Source organism: Exiguobacterium sp. s75 (assembly GCF_018617145.1).
Taxonomy (GTDB): domain Bacteria; phylum Bacillota; class Bacilli; order Exiguobacteriales; family Exiguobacteriaceae; genus Exiguobacterium; species Exiguobacterium profundum.
Window position 1 is genome coordinate 38,807 of sequence record NZ_JACSJQ010000003.1, and the last position, 14,708, is coordinate 53,514.

A 14,708-nucleotide genomic window follows, 5' to 3' on the forward strand; every position below is an offset into this window, starting at 1 on the left:
AAATATCACATCATGCTGTCATGTATGACATGAAAATGAAAAACTTCATATATTGAATTTTTTAACCCCCAGTGGTATATTCGCACATGTAGCTTTTTTGAAGCTCATGAATGTATTAATTTGGAGGGTTTATTATATATATGTGGAAACAACTCATCATGACAGCGGGTGTTGGTGTTCTCTTATTCCAAGGACAAATCGCATCTGCCGACAACATGTCCCCGCAAGACCTCGTTCAAACGGAAAAGTCATTGCAACAAACGGAGCAGCAGGTTAAAGATACGAAACAATCCATTCACGCCATTCAAACGAAGTTGAAGCAAGTCGACCATAAGGCGGAGGCATTGCGAGATAAAATTGAAGGAACTTCTAAAGAATTAGAAGAAGTGGAGGAGTCACTCATTCCTGCAGAACAGTCGCTCTTCGCAAAAGTCGTTTCTTCGGTGTTGCCGAGTGCGAAAGCGGAAGCCGCTGAAGCGGAAGAAGCACATCAAGAGCTTGTTGAAAAGAAAAACCAAGCAAATGAAGCATTGGAGCAACTGAAAGAAGAACAAGAGCAAATTGAAGCGACACGTCAAGACGTGAAAGCGTCATATGACGAAAAGTCGAAACAATATAAGAAACAAACGAATCAGTTGAGTGATTTAAAGAAACGGTATGAAGCGATGGCACCCGATCGGTTTTTAATGCCGGCGGAAGGTCGCCTCTCTCAAGGGTTCGGTTCGGCGAGTGGACAGTTCGGATACACATTCCATAATGGTCTCGATATTGCTGCCAAAACAGGTACACCTGTATACGCCGCGGAAGCTGGAAAAGTGACAAAAGTCAGCTCCAGTGGACCTTATGGAAACCACATACAAATCGAACACAACGTAGACGGTCAAAAATGGACGACCGTGTATGCACACTTGCACAAAGTGGATGTCAAGACAGGTCAGTCAGTACGCCAAGGCGAACCGATCGGTCAAATCGGAAACACGGGCAACTCGTCAGGTCCGCACTTACACTTTGAGATTTATAAAGGGGACTACAATTTCTCGGCTAGTTCAGCTGGGAATGCCGTCGACCCGATGAAACTGGCGGAGCGCCTCGGTGGTGCTTCTCCGGTAAAAGCCACGTTTTAAGCAGACAGATGCCCTGAGCCTCTCGAATGAGGTCAGGGCATCTTTTACTGTTCGCGCGTCGGATCGTGGTTGCCTTCGCTGTCGGCAATCGTATCTGAGCTTCCGTAGTCTTCTACTTGGGAGAAGGCGTCCGTTTTTTGACCAGGTTGATCCGTTCCGTCTAACTCTTTGCGTCGAGCTGTCTCATTAGGGTTCAACACGTCTTCTTCAACCGGTCGATCGACTTCATGCGCGTGTTCTTCCTCTTCTTGTGCCCGGGCGTGTTCGATGCAAAGGGTGGCTTCTGGAATGACTTCCAGACGGTCTAGTTCAATGTCTTTCCCACACACTTCACATTGTCCATATGTCCCATTCTGAATGGCTAATAGCGCCTTATCGACGTCACTCAAGAACTCTTCATCGAGCTCATTAAGGGCTTGGTCTCGCTCTCGTAAAAAGAGCTCTTCGCCCGAGTCGGCAGGGTGGTTGTCGTAATGAGAGAGCTCTCCTTCATCATATGTCTCTTCCCGATTATCCATGTATCCTTCGGTTTTTGCTTTTTCTTTCAATAATCGTTTTTTAAACGTTTCGATTTGTTCTTCAGTCAACATATCCATTCACTCTCCAGTTCTCAAGTCATTAATATAAGGTTTCCCATTTTATTTGTGTACAAACCATTTGAAGTGGAATCCCTCATGTCGAGCGATGTTTAGAAAGGGTATGATGAGAATAAAGAGTTCTTTTAAAAAAGGAGGAACGAATCATGAGAAAAGTCGAAGTAGTGAAATACAATCCAGAATGGAATCAAAAGTTTGAAGAAGAGGCTGGTAAATTGAGTCGGTTATTCGAAGAGGAGCTTGTCGCGATCCATCATATTGGAAGTACATCGGTCGAAGGATTGGCTGCAAAACCAATCATCGACATGATGCCGGTCGTACGGGACATCGAACGAGTCGATGACTACACGGAGCGGATGGAGGCACTCGGGTACCGTGGACTTGGTGAATATGGGATTCCGAAGCGTCGCTATTTCCGTAAAGGAGAAGAAGAACGGACGGTTCACGTGCATGTGTTTGAAGAAGGGAATCCGGATGTCATAAGACACCTTGCCTTCCGGGATTACTTGCGAGCTTATCCTGACGTTCGCGATGCGTATGGTGAGCTGAAGCTTCAACTTGCGGCACAGCACCCAGAAGACATGGAAGGATACATTCAAGGAAAGCATGACTGGGTCATCGAGACGGAACGGTTGGCGACGAAGTGGTATAAAGAAAATCAAGACGTGTGAAACCTTTTTATGGAAATGGTCGTATAATACATCAAACCTTGAAGGGGGAGATGTCGTGTGAAACGATTTCTCGGGAAATGTGTGGAATATGCTTTGGCCGCACTTGTTTTCGTCGGTCTGTTCTTTGTCCTCCGCGCGATTGCCGGAGACTCGGACAAAGGGTACATGTTGACATTGCTCGGTACATTTTTTCTCGTCTTACCTAGTTCGCTCTTGATTGGTTACTTTTTGGCCCGTCCGCTTCAACGTCGCCTAAATGGGAAAGGAACGGAGGCTTCGAGTGAGCATACGTTGCGCGGAACTGAAAAACCGCACGGTGTAAACGAAGATCGAAACCATTCAAACTATACCTGATGATGGAGATCACATTTATCCCTACGATTGATGCCCGTCTCATCGCACGGTTGAATCGTTCCATCCATGAGCATCACGTCCATATGAATCCGACCTTTTTTGCGGAGTATGAGGAAGAGAAGATGTACGAAGCCTTTTCGACACTGATTGGAAGACCCGGCCATCACTATATGGTGATGCAGCTTGAAGCAACTCCAATCGGTTACATATGGTTCGAAGAGAAAGTGGGTGAGGCGAACGCGTTTCGTCAAGCTGTTCGCGTGGTGTATGTTCATCACATCAGTATCGACCCCATGTATCAACGGAACGGTTACGGTCGACGTGTGATGGAATGGATGGAGCAATGGGCGCTTGACCACCAATTCAGATCGATTGAACTAGATTACTGGATGAGTAATACGGATGCCGCCTCGTTTTATGGCGAAATCGGGTTCACCCCAAAACGTCAGATTGTTATGAAAAAATTGGAGGAATAACATGATGGAATTACTCACAATTGGATTAGGAATTCTCGGAGTTCTGTCGTTAGGTTGGTTCTTTTATAGTTACTGGCTCGGATATAAGGGTGGCAATATCGTCATGACCCTCGATGAGCACTATACAAAACTAGAAGAGTACGTACCTGCTATCTTGTCGAAACTATACGAAGATGGAAAGAGCGCTCACTACCTTGGCGACCGCAAGTTTGAAGTGGAGGGCAAGCGTTACGTTCTCGTCGAACGGACTGTCCCGATCGGTCATGTTCCAACACAACAGACGGTCCTACAACCAGATCGATCATAATCAGAAAAGGGAGCTCTCTAGTCGAGAGGCTCCCTTTGTTTATTTGACGGCTGGGGGCCCGAACCCGCCGCTATGATAATCGCGGAAAGCTTGGCGGATTTCTTCTTCCGTGTTCATCACGAATGGACCATGCGCAATATAGTCTTCGCGAATCGGTTTTCCGGAATAGATGAGCACCCGTGTACGCGTCGTGGCCTTCAGTTGAAGTGTGCTCATCGCTTCAGATGTTTCATCGAACGTCAGTGTCGCCACATCAGTTTTACTGAGCGGGATTTTGGAAGACCCAACTTCAATTGAACCAGCGAGTACGTACAAAAAGCTGTTATGATTCGCAGGCAAGATGTGTTCGTATTCGCCACCTTCTTTCAGCGTTATTTCTGTCATCGTGATGGGGACGAGACTTTCCATCGGCCCTTTTACACCCGCGATTTCGCCGGAATAGACACGAAGCTGCCCGCCGTCGAAAGGAACGAGGGGTGCGTCCTCGACGTATACGTTCTGATAGGAAGTGGTTGTTGTTTTTAATGACTTCGGCAAATTCAACCAGAGCTGCAGCGTATGGATCAAATCATCGTCGACCGCTTCTTCGGCGTGTCTAGCGGCCCATCCGGCGTTCATATACTGAACATCACCGGCGTCCAAAATCGAATGTCCCCCATGATTATCAATATGTTCTAGACGACCATCGATGACATACGTGATTGTTTGAAACCCACGATGGGGATGGTCCGAAAACGTCCCACGCTTGAACCAGTCTTCTGCCATCAAAATAAATGGATCGAACTCCTCTTTTTGTTCTGGAGGTAACACCCAGCCCTGTTGCACATGGGGATACCCGTTTTGTCGATAGGAGACGCGCCAATGATGGTTCACGTCACGTATAAATGGATTTGTCACAAAGATTCACTCCTTTCTCTTCCTATCTTCCCAAAAAATATGTCTCATCGTACTATATTTGCTTCATGAATATGCAAAAAGACAGACGCATTCGCATCTGTCAGATTAAGTGTTTTGTTCAAACAGGTTATACCACTTGATGGCATCCTCACGTAGTAGCTTAAAATGGGCGCCTGTCTCTGAATTGGTCACGTACACATCTGCACCATCATAGCTAACATCAAACGTTTGGGCGCATATCCCTTGAAATAGGGTCACATAAGGTGTGGAAGCGGTCTTGCCTGCATAGGCGGTCGCGTTAGCTCGTTTGATGGCGCCAAAAATAAATTCCATTTCATCTTGACCGACATGTTGTAGGAAGGAGGCATCTTTTGATTCCGTTCCAAGGAGTGCCAAGTCATGAAAAATGACATGACGTTGACTACTTAATTTGTCGTGAATTTGTTCACTCAATTCTTTTCCATACAACAACTTGGGTTCATGATACGTCAAGGAGACGTTCTGACGATGGGCCGTTCCGTTTTTCATGAACGTAAAACTGTAGAGTGGATACTCGTGACCCGGTACAAGAACCGAAGGGAGTTGCGGAGCTGTTTTGGCTCCGAACATTTGTGAAATATGCGCTTCTTTCGGTCGCAATACTTCTTGATAGTCATTTTGATCTCGGCTCGTATAAATCGCGTATTGTAACACCTCATCAGACTTTTCTGTCCCGAGCCCGAGTGACAAATAGGGATGCCTTGTTGATTCGACAGGAATGACGAGGCGGTCTTTGGCTTCGGACGATGTAAAGGTCAGTTCAAATTCACCACTGAAAGGCATCGTGATATGGAAAAGTGTATGCTCGATCCCTTTTCTTTCTGGATAGGGCTCATTACCTATCGGCTTTTTCATCTCTTGTGCGAAATGCTCATATTCATGGGGCTCAGCAAATCGGAATTTCGGAACATCCGGATAAGGTTCAGCCGTATATTGAACATCGTTTAAACTTTCAGGAAGCGTGTTAATTTCGGTGGCATATGTGACGGAATCGAGTTGACATTGGACATATGATTTATCTTCGACAGTGAAAAAAGTTGCGGTTGGAAAAGAAGATTCGGTGGCGGCATTAGTCAACGGTTGGTTCAATGTGACCGTCCCGAGCCAATGTCTTTCACCACTTGGAATTCTTTGAATCGCGTTGTCAGGCTGACATAACTCGATAATCGCTGCACGATCCGATTCGGGCATTTCAATTTGTTGTCCGTTTGGTAACAGGGCACGTCCTTGATAATATTCAGGAGCGGGTTGGAGTCGGAGTGCGCGTTCTTCCTCGCATCCGAATAAGAAAAACAGGATGACGAGGGTACTGAAAATCAGGTACTTTTTCACATCGGTACTCTCCTTCGATGAATCACTTTCACCATTCTAGCACCAATTTTTTGTGACTTTAGTCTTAGGAAAATTAATTTGTTATTTCGAAAAAAAATCAAAAAAACCGTCCAACTTGAACTGGACGGGGTATAAAACCATTTATGACTTATTTTTACTTTTTAACTTTTTTTGTATGTCGATTTTTGACGAAAAAACGTTGATATTACGAGACATTGAAAAAAGCCGATTATTCTTCTAAATTATCACTTTATAATTCACTGGGATTTATTTGATGAAGTTTCCTTCAATCAACATCTCGACCGCGTGCCGCCTTCAAAATTTCGAACCATTCTTCACGAGTGAGGTCGATTTGAAGGGCGTCGACTCCTGTCTGAACGCGCTCGATTTTTCCGGATCCGATAATCGGCATAATGTTCGCAGGGTGTTTGACGAGCCATGCATACACAATCGAATCAATTCCGCTTGCATTGTGACGTGCACGAATTTCCTCGAGTTTTTCACGAAGGGGTGCATACTGTTCATCTTTGAAGAGTTGACCACCGGCTAGTGGACTCCAAGCCATAAGTGGCATTCGTTTTTCGTGACACAAATCGACCGATCCATCCTCAAAATGTTTCAATTGCATCGGAGAGAGTTCGAGTTGATTCGTCACAAGTTGGAATGGAAGGCGAGATTGAAGCAAGTTCTGTGTAGCCGGAACATGGTTAGATACACCGAATTCACGTACTTTACCACTATCGCGCAAGGTGATGAAGGCTTCGGCAACTTCATCCGGATTCATCAGCGGATCTGGACGGTGGATGAGTAATGTATCAATGTGGTCAATGGCCAACTCTTTTAACGAACGCTCTGCTTGCGCGATGATATGCTCTTTTGTCGTATCGTAATAATTGAGTGTTTGACCTGGGTTGAATGACCCCGTCAATTTAATTCCTGTCTTTGTGACGATCTCCATTTGATCTCGGAGTTCAGGCTTTAACTTTAAGGCTTCTCCAAATAAACCTTCACATGTGTAACCGCCATAAATGTCTGCATGGTCGAATGTCGTGATGCCAAGTTCGAGACATTGTTCGATAAACGTGAGGCGTTCCTGTGGGGTCATGTCCCAATCAGCGAGACGCCACATTCCATGGACGATGCGTGAGAATGATAATTCTTCTGTCAAAGCGATGCGTTGCATAGTAACTCCTCCTTGGTTGTCAGTCGCTCTTCATTATACGTCTTACGAGAAAAGACGTCACTTGTCACCTACTCGAGCAGTTTTGGCGTCAAATGAGCTTGTATGCGCTATGATGAGAGAGAAGAGAAATAGGAAAGAGGCGTGACAGATGAGTGACTATGAACAATATGCGGACGTCACCTTCGAGCGGGTGGGTGACTCGTTTCAGGTAGCCGCGATGCACCCAGATCTTCGATTACATGGAATTGGACGAAGTGCGGCCGTGTTTCGTTTAAAGGAGAAGAATCGTGTCATTAAAGTGTTCTTTCCAGGCTATGAACAAATCGCAACCGAAGAAGCAGCAATCTATAAAAAACTAAAGGGACTCCCTTACTTTCCGAAGTGCTATGAGTCCGGTGCGTCATATATCGTTATGGATTACATCGAAGGAAAGACGCTATTTGAGTGTCTGACGGAAGGCGTCTGGATTGACCCTTCTTACATCGAGGTAGTGGATGAAGCGCTTCGACAAGCACGGTTATTAGGACTAACGCCATCGGATGTTCACTTGCGTAATATCATTTTGACACCGAACGGGCAGATTTTCTTGATTGATTTGGCACGTTTCAGACAAGGGCAACAAATCGATCATCAGTGGGAAGACTTGAAGCGGATGTATCGATTGTATCGCTATCGTTTCATGCCGAAACAATATGATGAGTCACTGCTGAATCGAATCGCTTACTTGTATCGTAAGTTCGTGAACGACCCGGATTCTTGAACCGGGTCGTTTTTCTTTCGCTTATTAGGGAACAGGAGTAATGTGTCTAAAGTTGAGGAAGCGAAAGGGGAATGATGTATGGCTCACCGGATCTATGCGAACGAACTTGAAATGCTCCACGAATGTGTAGAAACGTGCAACTACTGCCTGGAATCTTGTTTAGAAGAAAAAGATGTTCAGATGATGGTCGATTGTATCCGACTCGACCGCGAATGTGCCGCTGCCTGTGCGTTTCTTGCCGAGGCGATGACGCGTGACTCGGCATTCGTTCCTGAACTCGCGCGAGCGTGTGCGGTCATCTGTAAAGCATGCGCACAGGAGTGCGGGAAACATAAGCACGCACATTGCCAAGAATGCGCAAGAGTTTGTACTGAATGCGCCTCGATGTGTGACCGCTTAGCCGCATGATTTGAGTGACCGGTTGATGGGACCGGTCACTTTTTTCGTGTCTTTTGAAGAGGGGATTCGTATAATGAAAAAAACGAAAAGGTGGTATGGGGATGATTCGCAATTGTCGACGAGATGATCTTCAAATGATTTTACATATTTACAATGATGCGATTGTAAACAGTACGGCCGTCTATCACTATCAACCGGTGACACTCGAGAATCGAGTGGCATGGTATGAGGAGAAGAAAGAACAAGATTGTCCAATCATCGTATGGGTCGAGGATGACGTCGTCATGGGGTTTGCGACGTTCGGGCCATTCCGTCCGTGGCCAGCGTACCATTATACGGTCGAGCATTCAGTCTACGTGCATCCCGGTTACCGCGGGAAAGGCATTGGCAACAAACTGTTAAAAGAAATCATCCGTATCGCCGAAGTGAGAGGAATGAAAACGGTGATTGGTGGAATTGACGCATCGAACGTGACGAGTATCCGTGCGCATGAAAAAGTTGGATTCGTTCATTCCGGTACGATTCGAAATGCCGGATATAAATTCGGCAAATGGCTCGATTTATCGTTTTATCAACTTGATTTAGACGGTCCTCCATCGCCTACCGAAGGGTGAACGGTCTAGAAAGACTGAGCCACCATACGACATACTGGAACGAGTGAATCGAATGGAGGAAATGGAATGACTGAGTACCCGAATTGCCCTAAATGCCAATCATCTTATGTGTACGAGGATGGTCCGTTGCTCGTATGCCCGGAATGTGCATATGAATGGTCACCGCGTGAGGCGGCAGAAGCGGAAGCGGCGTCACAAATCAAAGATGCGAACGGAAATCCGCTTCAAGACGGAGATACCGTCACCGTGATTAAGGATTTAAAAGTGAAAGGGACCTCGCTTGTCGTCAAACAAGGAACGAAAGTGAAGGGGATTCGACTCGTGGAAGGTGACCATGACATCGACTGTAAAATCGAGGGACTTGGTGCGATGAAACTGAAGTCGGAGTTCGTGAAGAAAATCTAAAAAAGTGTTTCGGCGAGTTGCCGAAACACTTTTTGTATTACGAGAAGAACGGTTTGTACTCGCGACGTTCATGCATGACGGACACCCATTGAAGCGTCGTGAACTCTTCGAGTACCCATTCACCGTTGAAGCGTCCGAGGCCAGAGTTTTTCTCGCCTCCGAACGGCATGTGCGGTTCATCGTTGACCGACTGATCGTTGACGTGAATCATGCCAGTTTCGACTTTTCGTGCAAAATTGGTTGCACGGTAAACCGAGCCATGGACGGCACCGCTCAATCCGTACGGTAATTCGTTCGAAAGACGGACAGCCTCTTCGTCATCTTTAAACGAAAGGATGACCGCGACAGGACCGAATATTTCGTTTTTCGCGAGCGGCATGTCATTCGTGACGCCACTGAGGACGGTCGGTTCGAGGACGTTGCCGTCCGCTGTCCCGCCAGTATGAACGGTCGCACCGGCATCAACCGTTTTCTCGATTTGGTCTAAGATGCGATCGACTTGATCGTGGTCGATGAGCGGGCCGACTTGCGTATCTTTTTCATTCGGGTTACCTGCTTTCAACTGTTTAACGCGCTCGACATAACGATTCACGAACTCGTCATGAATCGATTCGGCGACGAGGATTCGGTTCGTCGACATACAGATTTGTCCTTGGTGGAAGAACTTGCTGTAGACGGCTGATTCGACGGCACGGTCGAGGTCGGCATCATCGAGAACGACAAACACGTTATTCCCACCGAGTTCAAGTGCTGTTTTCTTCAACAAACGACCTGCCTTTTCTGCAATCCCTTGACCGACCTCGGTCGAACCTGTGAACGAGATGAGGCGCGGGATTGGGTGTTCGACGATGGCGTCCCCGATTTCAGACCCTCGTCCGACGACAACGTTGAGCACACCTTTTGGAAGTCCTGCTTCTTCGAAGAGGGATGCGAATAGGAGACCACCCGTGACCGGTGTCGCAGTGGCCGGTTTGACGACGACCGTATTTCCGGTTGCAAGAGCTGTCACGATTGAACGGACAGCCAAGTGGAATGGGAAGTTCCATGGGCTGATGATGCCGATGACCCCAAGTGGTTTGCGATATACCCGGTTCTCTTTATTCGGCACAATCGATGGTTTGATGAGCCCATCCATACGGAAAGGGAATGTCGCGGCTTCTTTGATGATGGCCATTGATGCGGCGAACTCACTCTCTGCTTTGATGCGTGTACTACCGGACTCTTTCACGAGCCAATCGACGATAAAGTCTTTGTTGTCCATCGTCAGCTGGGCAAACTTCTCAATCAATTCACGGCGTGCTTGTGGAAGCATGTCGGCCCAGTCCGACTGAGACGCTTTTGCTGCTTCATAAGCACGATTCAAGTCCTCTTCATCCGCTGATTGAATCGAGAAGAGAGTCTCGTTCGAGAATGGATTAACGTTGTCAATCGACTTCTCGCTTGAGCCATTTACCCACTCACCATTGATGTACATGTTCGTAAAATCTGTATGCATATTTGAACACTCCTTTATTTTTTCTTCACCATAAGAAGTATTCACTTGTTTTAGAAAAATAAACATGTCAATGTTTTGGATTTGGTAAACTTGAATCAAATAAATTCAACAAATTTAGGAGCAGACGATGAAAACTTTCTGTGTGAGTTTATTCCTCTTCGTGCCTTGGGCGTTTTTTGTGGCGGCAATGGATTATGTTTGGGGTTTTCCATTTGGATATTTAATTGTACCGATTGTCATTTGGTGGGTAACGAAGCAATCTTTGAGACATTTACGAATACGCTTTGTATTAGCTTCCTTGCTTGGATCATATGGTGTGTCGGTTTATTTTGCCTACTTGTTTGAGAACGATTGGGGATACTTCTTCAAGCCGTTAAATCTAATGGGGATTGTTCATATGTGGTCGGTCGTGATATTGATTGGGACACTCGTGATTCTGATTAATCATGGTGGTCAAAAATCAAACGAGTCATCTAATAGACATTGAGAGTGGGATGCATGATATTTCCCTTTTTTGATGTTCGATTCTACTTCCTGTACAGTTAAGACGAAGAGAGGGGTTAGAAAGAGATATGAAACGTTATGAAGCGATTTTATTTGATATTGATGACACACTACTAGACTTTAAACAAAGTGAACATGTCGCCTTGGAACAGTTACTTGCATCCTTCAACGTGCGGATGACAGATGAGGTGAAGTCGCGGTATGTCGACATTAATAGCGGCCTATGGCGCGCATTTGAGCGCGGCGAAGTGGATCGTGAAGAAGTACTCATCGGTCGTCACACGAAACTGTTTGATTCGCTCGGACTCACGGTGGACGGTCCGCAGGTCGAACAGCAGTATCGGGACTACTTACATGCAGGCGTACACATGATTGAAGGCGCGTTAGAGATTGTCCAAACGCTGAGCGCGCACTATCCACTCTATATCGTCACAAACGGTGTGACAGAGACGCAATTCAAACGGCTAGAGTCATCGGGACTATTGCCGTACTTCCAAGACATCTTCGTATCGGATGCGACCGGCTCGCAAAAACCGATGAAACCGTTCTTTGACTACGTCTTCGACCGAATCCCGAATGTAGAGCCAGAGAAGGGCTTAATCATCGGCGACTCAGTCACGGCAGACATCGCCGGTGGGCGGATGTATGGTTTGGATACTTGCTGGTTCAATCCAAACGAAGTGGCCGCGACGATCGAGTCAACGTATGAGATTCGACATTTAAACGAGTTGAAATCGCTACTCTAAGTTCAAGCTGGATTGAGTGAATGAGTTGGCAAACGGTTCGGGAGTTGAGCGAGTATTTCCGGATAAAGCGTGACGTCTTGTAGACGGTCAAGCTTTATCCAACGATAAATCAGGTGATCTCCTTCAGGTCCATAAAAGTCTCCGTCTTGGAGCGGGAGGTCACCGTCTACATAAAAGTACAGTCCAATCTCATGAAACGGCTGATTGTTGTACGTAAATAAGTTCTCATGCACGAAAGCGAACGTGGTATCAGTCACGTGCATGTTCAATTCTTCATGTAACTCGCGTGCGAGGGCGGTTGCGGCCTCTTCACCGAGCGTGACGCGACCGCCGGGTAATGCCCAAAAGTCATCCCGGACGTTTCGGTGAATCAATACGTGACCGTCTTTCACAAAAATACCGGCAACGCGGTAATTGAAAACGCCATGTTCAGTAGGAAATACGAGATCCATCTATATCACTTCCAATCATTGTAATCTGTTCTAGTATACCTGAAGGAGGGATCATATGTTTCAACCACATACGCAATATCGAGATGAAGATTTTCGTGACGTGACACTCCGTGACGAAGTGTTGTCACACGTTACGTTCGAGAACTGTCGCTTCACATACGTTGATGCGACGGAACTACAGACGGAACGCTGTCAGTTCATCAACTGCGACTTCACGGATTCAAAATGGAATGCGTCCCGTCATGTCGGGAGTTCATTTTTAAACTGTCAATTCCATGGTGCCAATTTGTTCACGAGTGAGTTTGAGCAATGTAAAATGACGGGATCTTCCTTTGAGGAGAGTCAGTTTGAGGGCGTCCATGTAACGGAAGGGGATTGGTCATTCGTCAACCTTCGTCACGTGTCGCTCAAGAAGATGGATTGGTCCCACGTTCGTTTGGTCGAGGCGGACCTTTATGGAACGGACTTGACCGAGACGGTTTGGCATCAGGCCGATTTGACCCGTGCGACACTCCAACATGCGGTGTGCCGTGGTGCCGACTTCAAAGGAGCACTCGTCGATGGGGTTGATTTTTCGAACGTGACGTTACAACAAACAAAACTAGACGCGATGCAGGCGATTCAAGTCGCGCGCTCATTGGGGGCGATTGTAGAATGAAACCAGAACAAATCATTGAGCAGTTGATTGCGTTCGCAAAAGAACGTGAACAGATTCGAACGGTCGTCTTGAACGGTTCACTCGTCAATCCGAATATCCAACCAGATCCATATCAGGATGTCGACCTTGCCTTTTATGTGGAAGACGTTCAAGCGGTTGCGATTGATCGTTCTTGGATTGACACGTTTGGAGAGGTCTTAATCATGCAGACACCTGAAACGACTGATTCCGAACGACTTGTAACGTTTTTAGTGCAATATGTGGACGGACATCGGATTGATTTGACGATTCGAAGTGTGGATCAACTTGAAACCATGCTTGAAGCCGACTCGCTCAGTCAAATCATCTTTGACCGAGATCATCATCCGGTCGTCACGCCGTCAGACATGTCGTATCGTGTGAAACGTCCGTCTGCTGACGAGTATGCGGCATGTTGGAATGAGTTTTGGTGGGTGTCACTTTATGTTGTCAAAGGAATCAAGCGACACCAGGTGTTATACGCGCTCGACCACCTCGATATCATGCGGAATATGCTCCGTCAGATGATGGAGTGGAACATTGGCTATGCGACGGAATTCTCCGTGAATCTTGGGAAGTCCGGTGACGGAATCCGCGACCACTTGCCGGAAGAGTTATGGGAGATGCTCACGGCAACATACGCTTCAGCTGAGTTGAGTGCCATTGAAGACACACATGACCGCCTGCAATCACTCTTCTTCTTTTGCGCGCAGCGTGTCGCGGAACAAGGTGATTTCGTCTTCCGGGAAGAAGAAGCCAGACGCGTCCGTGCCGCATGTGCTACACTTCGACATTCGAACGATTAATGAGGCCGAGAGCCGGGAAACGCTCCTTATAGAGAAAGGAGCGTTTTTTCATGAACCCATATACGACATTTATTGCTCTTCTAGTCGGAAGTCTTGTCCTCTTTGTCGGCATTCGTTTAAAGAAATGGCCAATCATTTTGGTTGCGATGCTTCCCCTTGGTCTCGTCGCATTTAATATGTTCTTACTCATCACGGGGCGCTAGGACATGTTCACTTGTCTTTTCGATACATCGATTTGATGAAGAAGGCACTCGGTAACAAAATACCGATGGCGCCTTCGATGATGGCGAATAATCGGGTCAAACCAATCGGCAACAAATCACCAAATCCGATTGATAATAAAGTGACCCCGCTGAAATACAGGAGGTTTTCCCAAGTCGGTTCAACGGCATTCATGGATTCGAGTGAAGTCACAAGAATGACTGAATCACGAGACAAAGCATAATAAATCAATGTGAATCCTAACATGACACCAAGTAGGCTAACGAACAACTGAGCGAACAATCTCCCATCAAATCCTGTTTGCTTGTACGTTTTACGTTTGAAAAACCAAAACACGTTCAAACTGATGAAGAGTAACGCAATGGTTAATAAAATCGTATTCAATCCGGACACATCCTTTTCATGTAAATGAATTCATTTATCCATTCCCTAAGCGATGAATGAAAAACAGAATCGGAAAAGGTTTGCAATTGATCAAAAGATTGATAGAATGTGGTCGAAGACGACTGAATTTCATAATGTTTGCCACTAGGGGAGTCGCGTCACGCGGCTGAGATGGACAAGGTCCAGACCCTTCGAACCTGATCTAGTTCACGCTAGCGTAGGGAAGTGGGCGAGACGACTCATATGGCTTCACCTATATATGACTG

Annotated in this window: 20 protein-coding genes and 1 riboswitch; of the genes, 13 read left to right on the plus strand and 7 right to left on the minus strand. The window is 46.5% G+C overall.

The genetic code is table 11. The features are described from left to right. The first annotated feature begins 140 nt into the window (after positions 1–140). On the plus strand, positions 141–1,124 hold the full coding sequence (locus KNO68_RS11305; protein ID WP_078147828.1) for a M23 family metallopeptidase: 984 nt from the start codon (positions 141–143) through the stop codon (positions 1,122–1,124). A gap of 44 nt (positions 1,125–1,168) precedes the next feature. Here the strand turns inward: KNO68_RS11305 and KNO68_RS11310 are convergent, their stop codons facing one another. Further along, positions 1,169–1,714: a TraR/DksA C4-type zinc finger protein gene (locus KNO68_RS11310; protein ID WP_078147954.1), complete on the minus strand. Its 546-nt coding sequence runs from the start codon at positions 1,712–1,714 to the stop codon at positions 1,169–1,171. A 152-nt stretch (positions 1,715–1,866) separates the two neighbouring features. Here KNO68_RS11310 and KNO68_RS11315 point away from each other — a divergent pair, with 152 nt between their 5' ends. Genes KNO68_RS11315 through KNO68_RS11330 form a run of 4 tightly spaced genes read left to right on the plus strand, consistent with a single transcriptional unit; the run spans position 1,867 to position 3,528 of the window. After that, positions 1,867–2,391 carry a GrpB family protein gene (locus KNO68_RS11315; RefSeq protein WP_214685232.1) on the plus strand — a complete coding sequence of 175 codons (525 nt, stop codon included), beginning with the start codon at positions 1,867–1,869 and terminating at the stop codon, positions 2,389–2,391. A gap of 57 nt (positions 2,392–2,448) precedes the next feature. Continuing rightward, complete coding sequence (locus tag KNO68_RS11320) at positions 2,449–2,745, plus strand: hypothetical protein (protein ID WP_078147826.1); 297 nt, start codon at positions 2,449–2,451, stop codon at positions 2,743–2,745. 2 nt (positions 2,746–2,747) lie between these two features. Then, positions 2,748–3,221 carry a GNAT family N-acetyltransferase gene (locus KNO68_RS11325; RefSeq protein WP_168169880.1) on the plus strand — a complete coding sequence of 158 codons (474 nt, stop codon included), beginning with the start codon at positions 2,748–2,750 and terminating at the stop codon, positions 3,219–3,221. A 4-nt stretch (positions 3,222–3,225) separates the two neighbouring features. Continuing rightward, on the plus strand, positions 3,226–3,528 hold the full coding sequence (locus KNO68_RS11330) for a hypothetical protein (RefSeq protein WP_012727591.1): 303 nt from the start codon (positions 3,226–3,228) through the stop codon (positions 3,526–3,528). A gap of 39 nt (positions 3,529–3,567) precedes the next feature. Here the strand turns inward: KNO68_RS11330 and KNO68_RS11335 are convergent, their stop codons facing one another. The 3 genes from KNO68_RS11335 to KNO68_RS11345 form a co-directional block, all read right to left on the minus strand. Beyond that, the gene (locus KNO68_RS11335; protein ID WP_078147824.1) at positions 3,568–4,425 is read right to left on the minus strand and encodes a pirin family protein; all 858 of its coding nucleotides are present in this window, start codon (positions 4,423–4,425) and stop codon (positions 3,568–3,570) included. 105 nt (positions 4,426–4,530) lie between these two features. Then, entirely contained in the window at positions 4,531–5,796 is a 1,266-nt protein-coding gene (locus KNO68_RS11340; protein ID WP_078147823.1) for a hypothetical protein, read from the minus strand. 286 nt (positions 5,797–6,082) lie between these two features. Then, positions 6,083–6,979, minus strand: a complete 897-nt coding sequence (locus KNO68_RS11345; RefSeq protein ID WP_078147822.1) for an aldo/keto reductase — start codon at positions 6,977–6,979, stop codon at positions 6,083–6,085. Positions 6,980–7,127: 148 nt separating this feature from the next. Between KNO68_RS11345 and KNO68_RS11350 the strand changes: the two genes are divergently transcribed. From KNO68_RS11350 to KNO68_RS11365, 4 genes are all read left to right on the plus strand, one after another. Beyond that, the gene (locus KNO68_RS11350; protein WP_214685236.1) at positions 7,128–7,739 is read left to right on the plus strand and encodes a protein kinase family protein; all 612 of its coding nucleotides are present in this window, start codon (positions 7,128–7,130) and stop codon (positions 7,737–7,739) included. Between the two features lie 78 nt (positions 7,740–7,817). Continuing rightward, complete coding sequence (locus KNO68_RS11355; protein WP_012727586.1) at positions 7,818–8,147, plus strand: four-helix bundle copper-binding protein; 330 nt, start codon at positions 7,818–7,820, stop codon at positions 8,145–8,147. A gap of 92 nt (positions 8,148–8,239) precedes the next feature. Beyond that, on the plus strand, positions 8,240–8,752 hold the full coding sequence (locus KNO68_RS11360) for a GNAT family N-acetyltransferase (RefSeq protein ID WP_215112496.1): 513 nt from the start codon (positions 8,240–8,242) through the stop codon (positions 8,750–8,752). A gap of 66 nt (positions 8,753–8,818) precedes the next feature. Beyond that, a complete protein-coding gene (locus KNO68_RS11365) occupies positions 8,819–9,157 on the plus strand; it encodes a zinc ribbon domain-containing protein YjdM (protein WP_078147819.1) in 339 nt (112 codons plus the stop codon). Between the two features lie 37 nt (positions 9,158–9,194). On the opposite strand, the gene KNO68_RS11370 is transcribed toward KNO68_RS11365, so the two are convergent. Beyond that, entirely contained in the window at positions 9,195–10,652 is a 1,458-nt protein-coding gene (locus KNO68_RS11370; RefSeq protein ID WP_078147818.1) for an aldehyde dehydrogenase family protein, read from the minus strand. A 572-nt stretch (positions 10,653–11,224) separates the two neighbouring features. On the opposite strand from KNO68_RS11370, the gene KNO68_RS11375 reads away from it, so the two are divergent. Then, on the plus strand, positions 11,225–11,902 hold the full coding sequence (locus KNO68_RS11375; protein WP_214685239.1) for a YjjG family noncanonical pyrimidine nucleotidase: 678 nt from the start codon (positions 11,225–11,227) through the stop codon (positions 11,900–11,902). A gap of 2 nt (positions 11,903–11,904) precedes the next feature. On the opposite strand, the gene KNO68_RS11380 is transcribed toward KNO68_RS11375, so the two are convergent. Then, positions 11,905–12,354, minus strand: coding sequence for an NUDIX hydrolase (locus KNO68_RS11380; RefSeq protein ID WP_215112497.1), 450 nt, complete (start codon positions 12,352–12,354; stop codon positions 11,905–11,907). A 55-nt stretch (positions 12,355–12,409) separates the two neighbouring features. On the opposite strand from KNO68_RS11380, the gene KNO68_RS11385 reads away from it, so the two are divergent. The 3 genes from KNO68_RS11385 to KNO68_RS11395 are packed head-to-tail and all read left to right on the plus strand — an operon-like array spanning position 12,410 to position 14,039. After that, positions 12,410–13,012, plus strand: coding sequence for a pentapeptide repeat-containing protein (locus tag KNO68_RS11385; RefSeq protein WP_215112498.1), 603 nt, complete (start codon positions 12,410–12,412; stop codon positions 13,010–13,012). Next, positions 13,009–13,836 (plus strand): aminoglycoside 6-adenylyltransferase, encoded by an 828-nt coding sequence (locus KNO68_RS11390; protein ID WP_215112499.1) that lies wholly within the window; start codon positions 13,009–13,011, stop codon positions 13,834–13,836. The genes KNO68_RS11385 and KNO68_RS11390 overlap by 4 nt, the downstream gene beginning before the upstream one ends. A 50-nt stretch (positions 13,837–13,886) precedes the next feature. Continuing rightward, on the plus strand, positions 13,887–14,039 hold the full coding sequence (locus KNO68_RS11395; RefSeq protein WP_012727577.1) for a hypothetical protein: 153 nt from the start codon (positions 13,887–13,889) through the stop codon (positions 14,037–14,039). 7 nt (positions 14,040–14,046) lie between these two features. Here KNO68_RS11395 and KNO68_RS11400 read toward each other — a convergent pair whose 3' ends face one another. Then, a complete protein-coding gene (locus tag KNO68_RS11400; RefSeq protein ID WP_240499863.1) occupies positions 14,047–14,451 on the minus strand; it encodes an ion channel in 405 nt (134 codons plus the stop codon). Between the two features lie 127 nt (positions 14,452–14,578). After that, positions 14,579–14,683, plus strand: a riboswitch (TPP riboswitch). Positions 14,684–14,708: the final 25 nt, after the last annotated feature.

What these genes read in the sequence shown, in the direction of transcription:
- KNO68_RS11305 (WP_078147828.1), top strand. Translation starts at nt 141, where the DNA reads ATGTGGAAACAACTCATCATGACAGCGGGTGTTGGTGTTCTCTTATTC.
- KNO68_RS11310 (WP_078147954.1), bottom strand. Translation starts at nt 1,714, where the DNA reads ATGTTGACTGAAGAACAAATCGAAACGTTTAAAAAACGATTATTGAAA.
- KNO68_RS11315 (WP_214685232.1), top strand. Translation starts at nt 1,867, where the DNA reads ATGAGAAAAGTCGAAGTAGTGAAATACAATCCAGAATGGAATCAAAAG.
- KNO68_RS11325 (WP_168169880.1), top strand. Translation starts at nt 2,748, where the DNA reads ATGGAGATCACATTTATCCCTACGATTGATGCCCGTCTCATCGCACGG.
- KNO68_RS11330 (WP_012727591.1), top strand. Translation starts at nt 3,226, where the DNA reads ATGGAATTACTCACAATTGGATTAGGAATTCTCGGAGTTCTGTCGTTA.
- KNO68_RS11345 (WP_078147822.1), bottom strand. Translation starts at nt 6,979, where the DNA reads ATGCAACGCATCGCTTTGACAGAAGAATTATCATTCTCACGCATCGTC.
- KNO68_RS11350 (WP_214685236.1), top strand. Translation starts at nt 7,128, where the DNA reads ATGAGTGACTATGAACAATATGCGGACGTCACCTTCGAGCGGGTGGGT.
- KNO68_RS11355 (WP_012727586.1), top strand. Translation starts at nt 7,818, where the DNA reads ATGGCTCACCGGATCTATGCGAACGAACTTGAAATGCTCCACGAATGT.
- KNO68_RS11360 (WP_215112496.1), top strand. Translation starts at nt 8,240, where the DNA reads ATGATTCGCAATTGTCGACGAGATGATCTTCAAATGATTTTACATATT.
- KNO68_RS11365 (WP_078147819.1), top strand. Translation starts at nt 8,819, where the DNA reads ATGACTGAGTACCCGAATTGCCCTAAATGCCAATCATCTTATGTGTAC.
- KNO68_RS11370 (WP_078147818.1), bottom strand. Translation starts at nt 10,652, where the DNA reads ATGCATACAGATTTTACGAACATGTACATCAATGGTGAGTGGGTAAAT.
- KNO68_RS11375 (WP_214685239.1), top strand. Translation starts at nt 11,225, where the DNA reads ATGAAACGTTATGAAGCGATTTTATTTGATATTGATGACACACTACTA.
- KNO68_RS11380 (WP_215112497.1), bottom strand. Translation starts at nt 12,354, where the DNA reads ATGGATCTCGTATTTCCTACTGAACATGGCGTTTTCAATTACCGCGTT.
- KNO68_RS11385 (WP_215112498.1), top strand. Translation starts at nt 12,410, where the DNA reads ATGTTTCAACCACATACGCAATATCGAGATGAAGATTTTCGTGACGTG.
- KNO68_RS11390 (WP_215112499.1), top strand. Translation starts at nt 13,009, where the DNA reads ATGAAACCAGAACAAATCATTGAGCAGTTGATTGCGTTCGCAAAAGAA.
- KNO68_RS11395 (WP_012727577.1), top strand. Translation starts at nt 13,887, where the DNA reads ATGAACCCATATACGACATTTATTGCTCTTCTAGTCGGAAGTCTTGTC.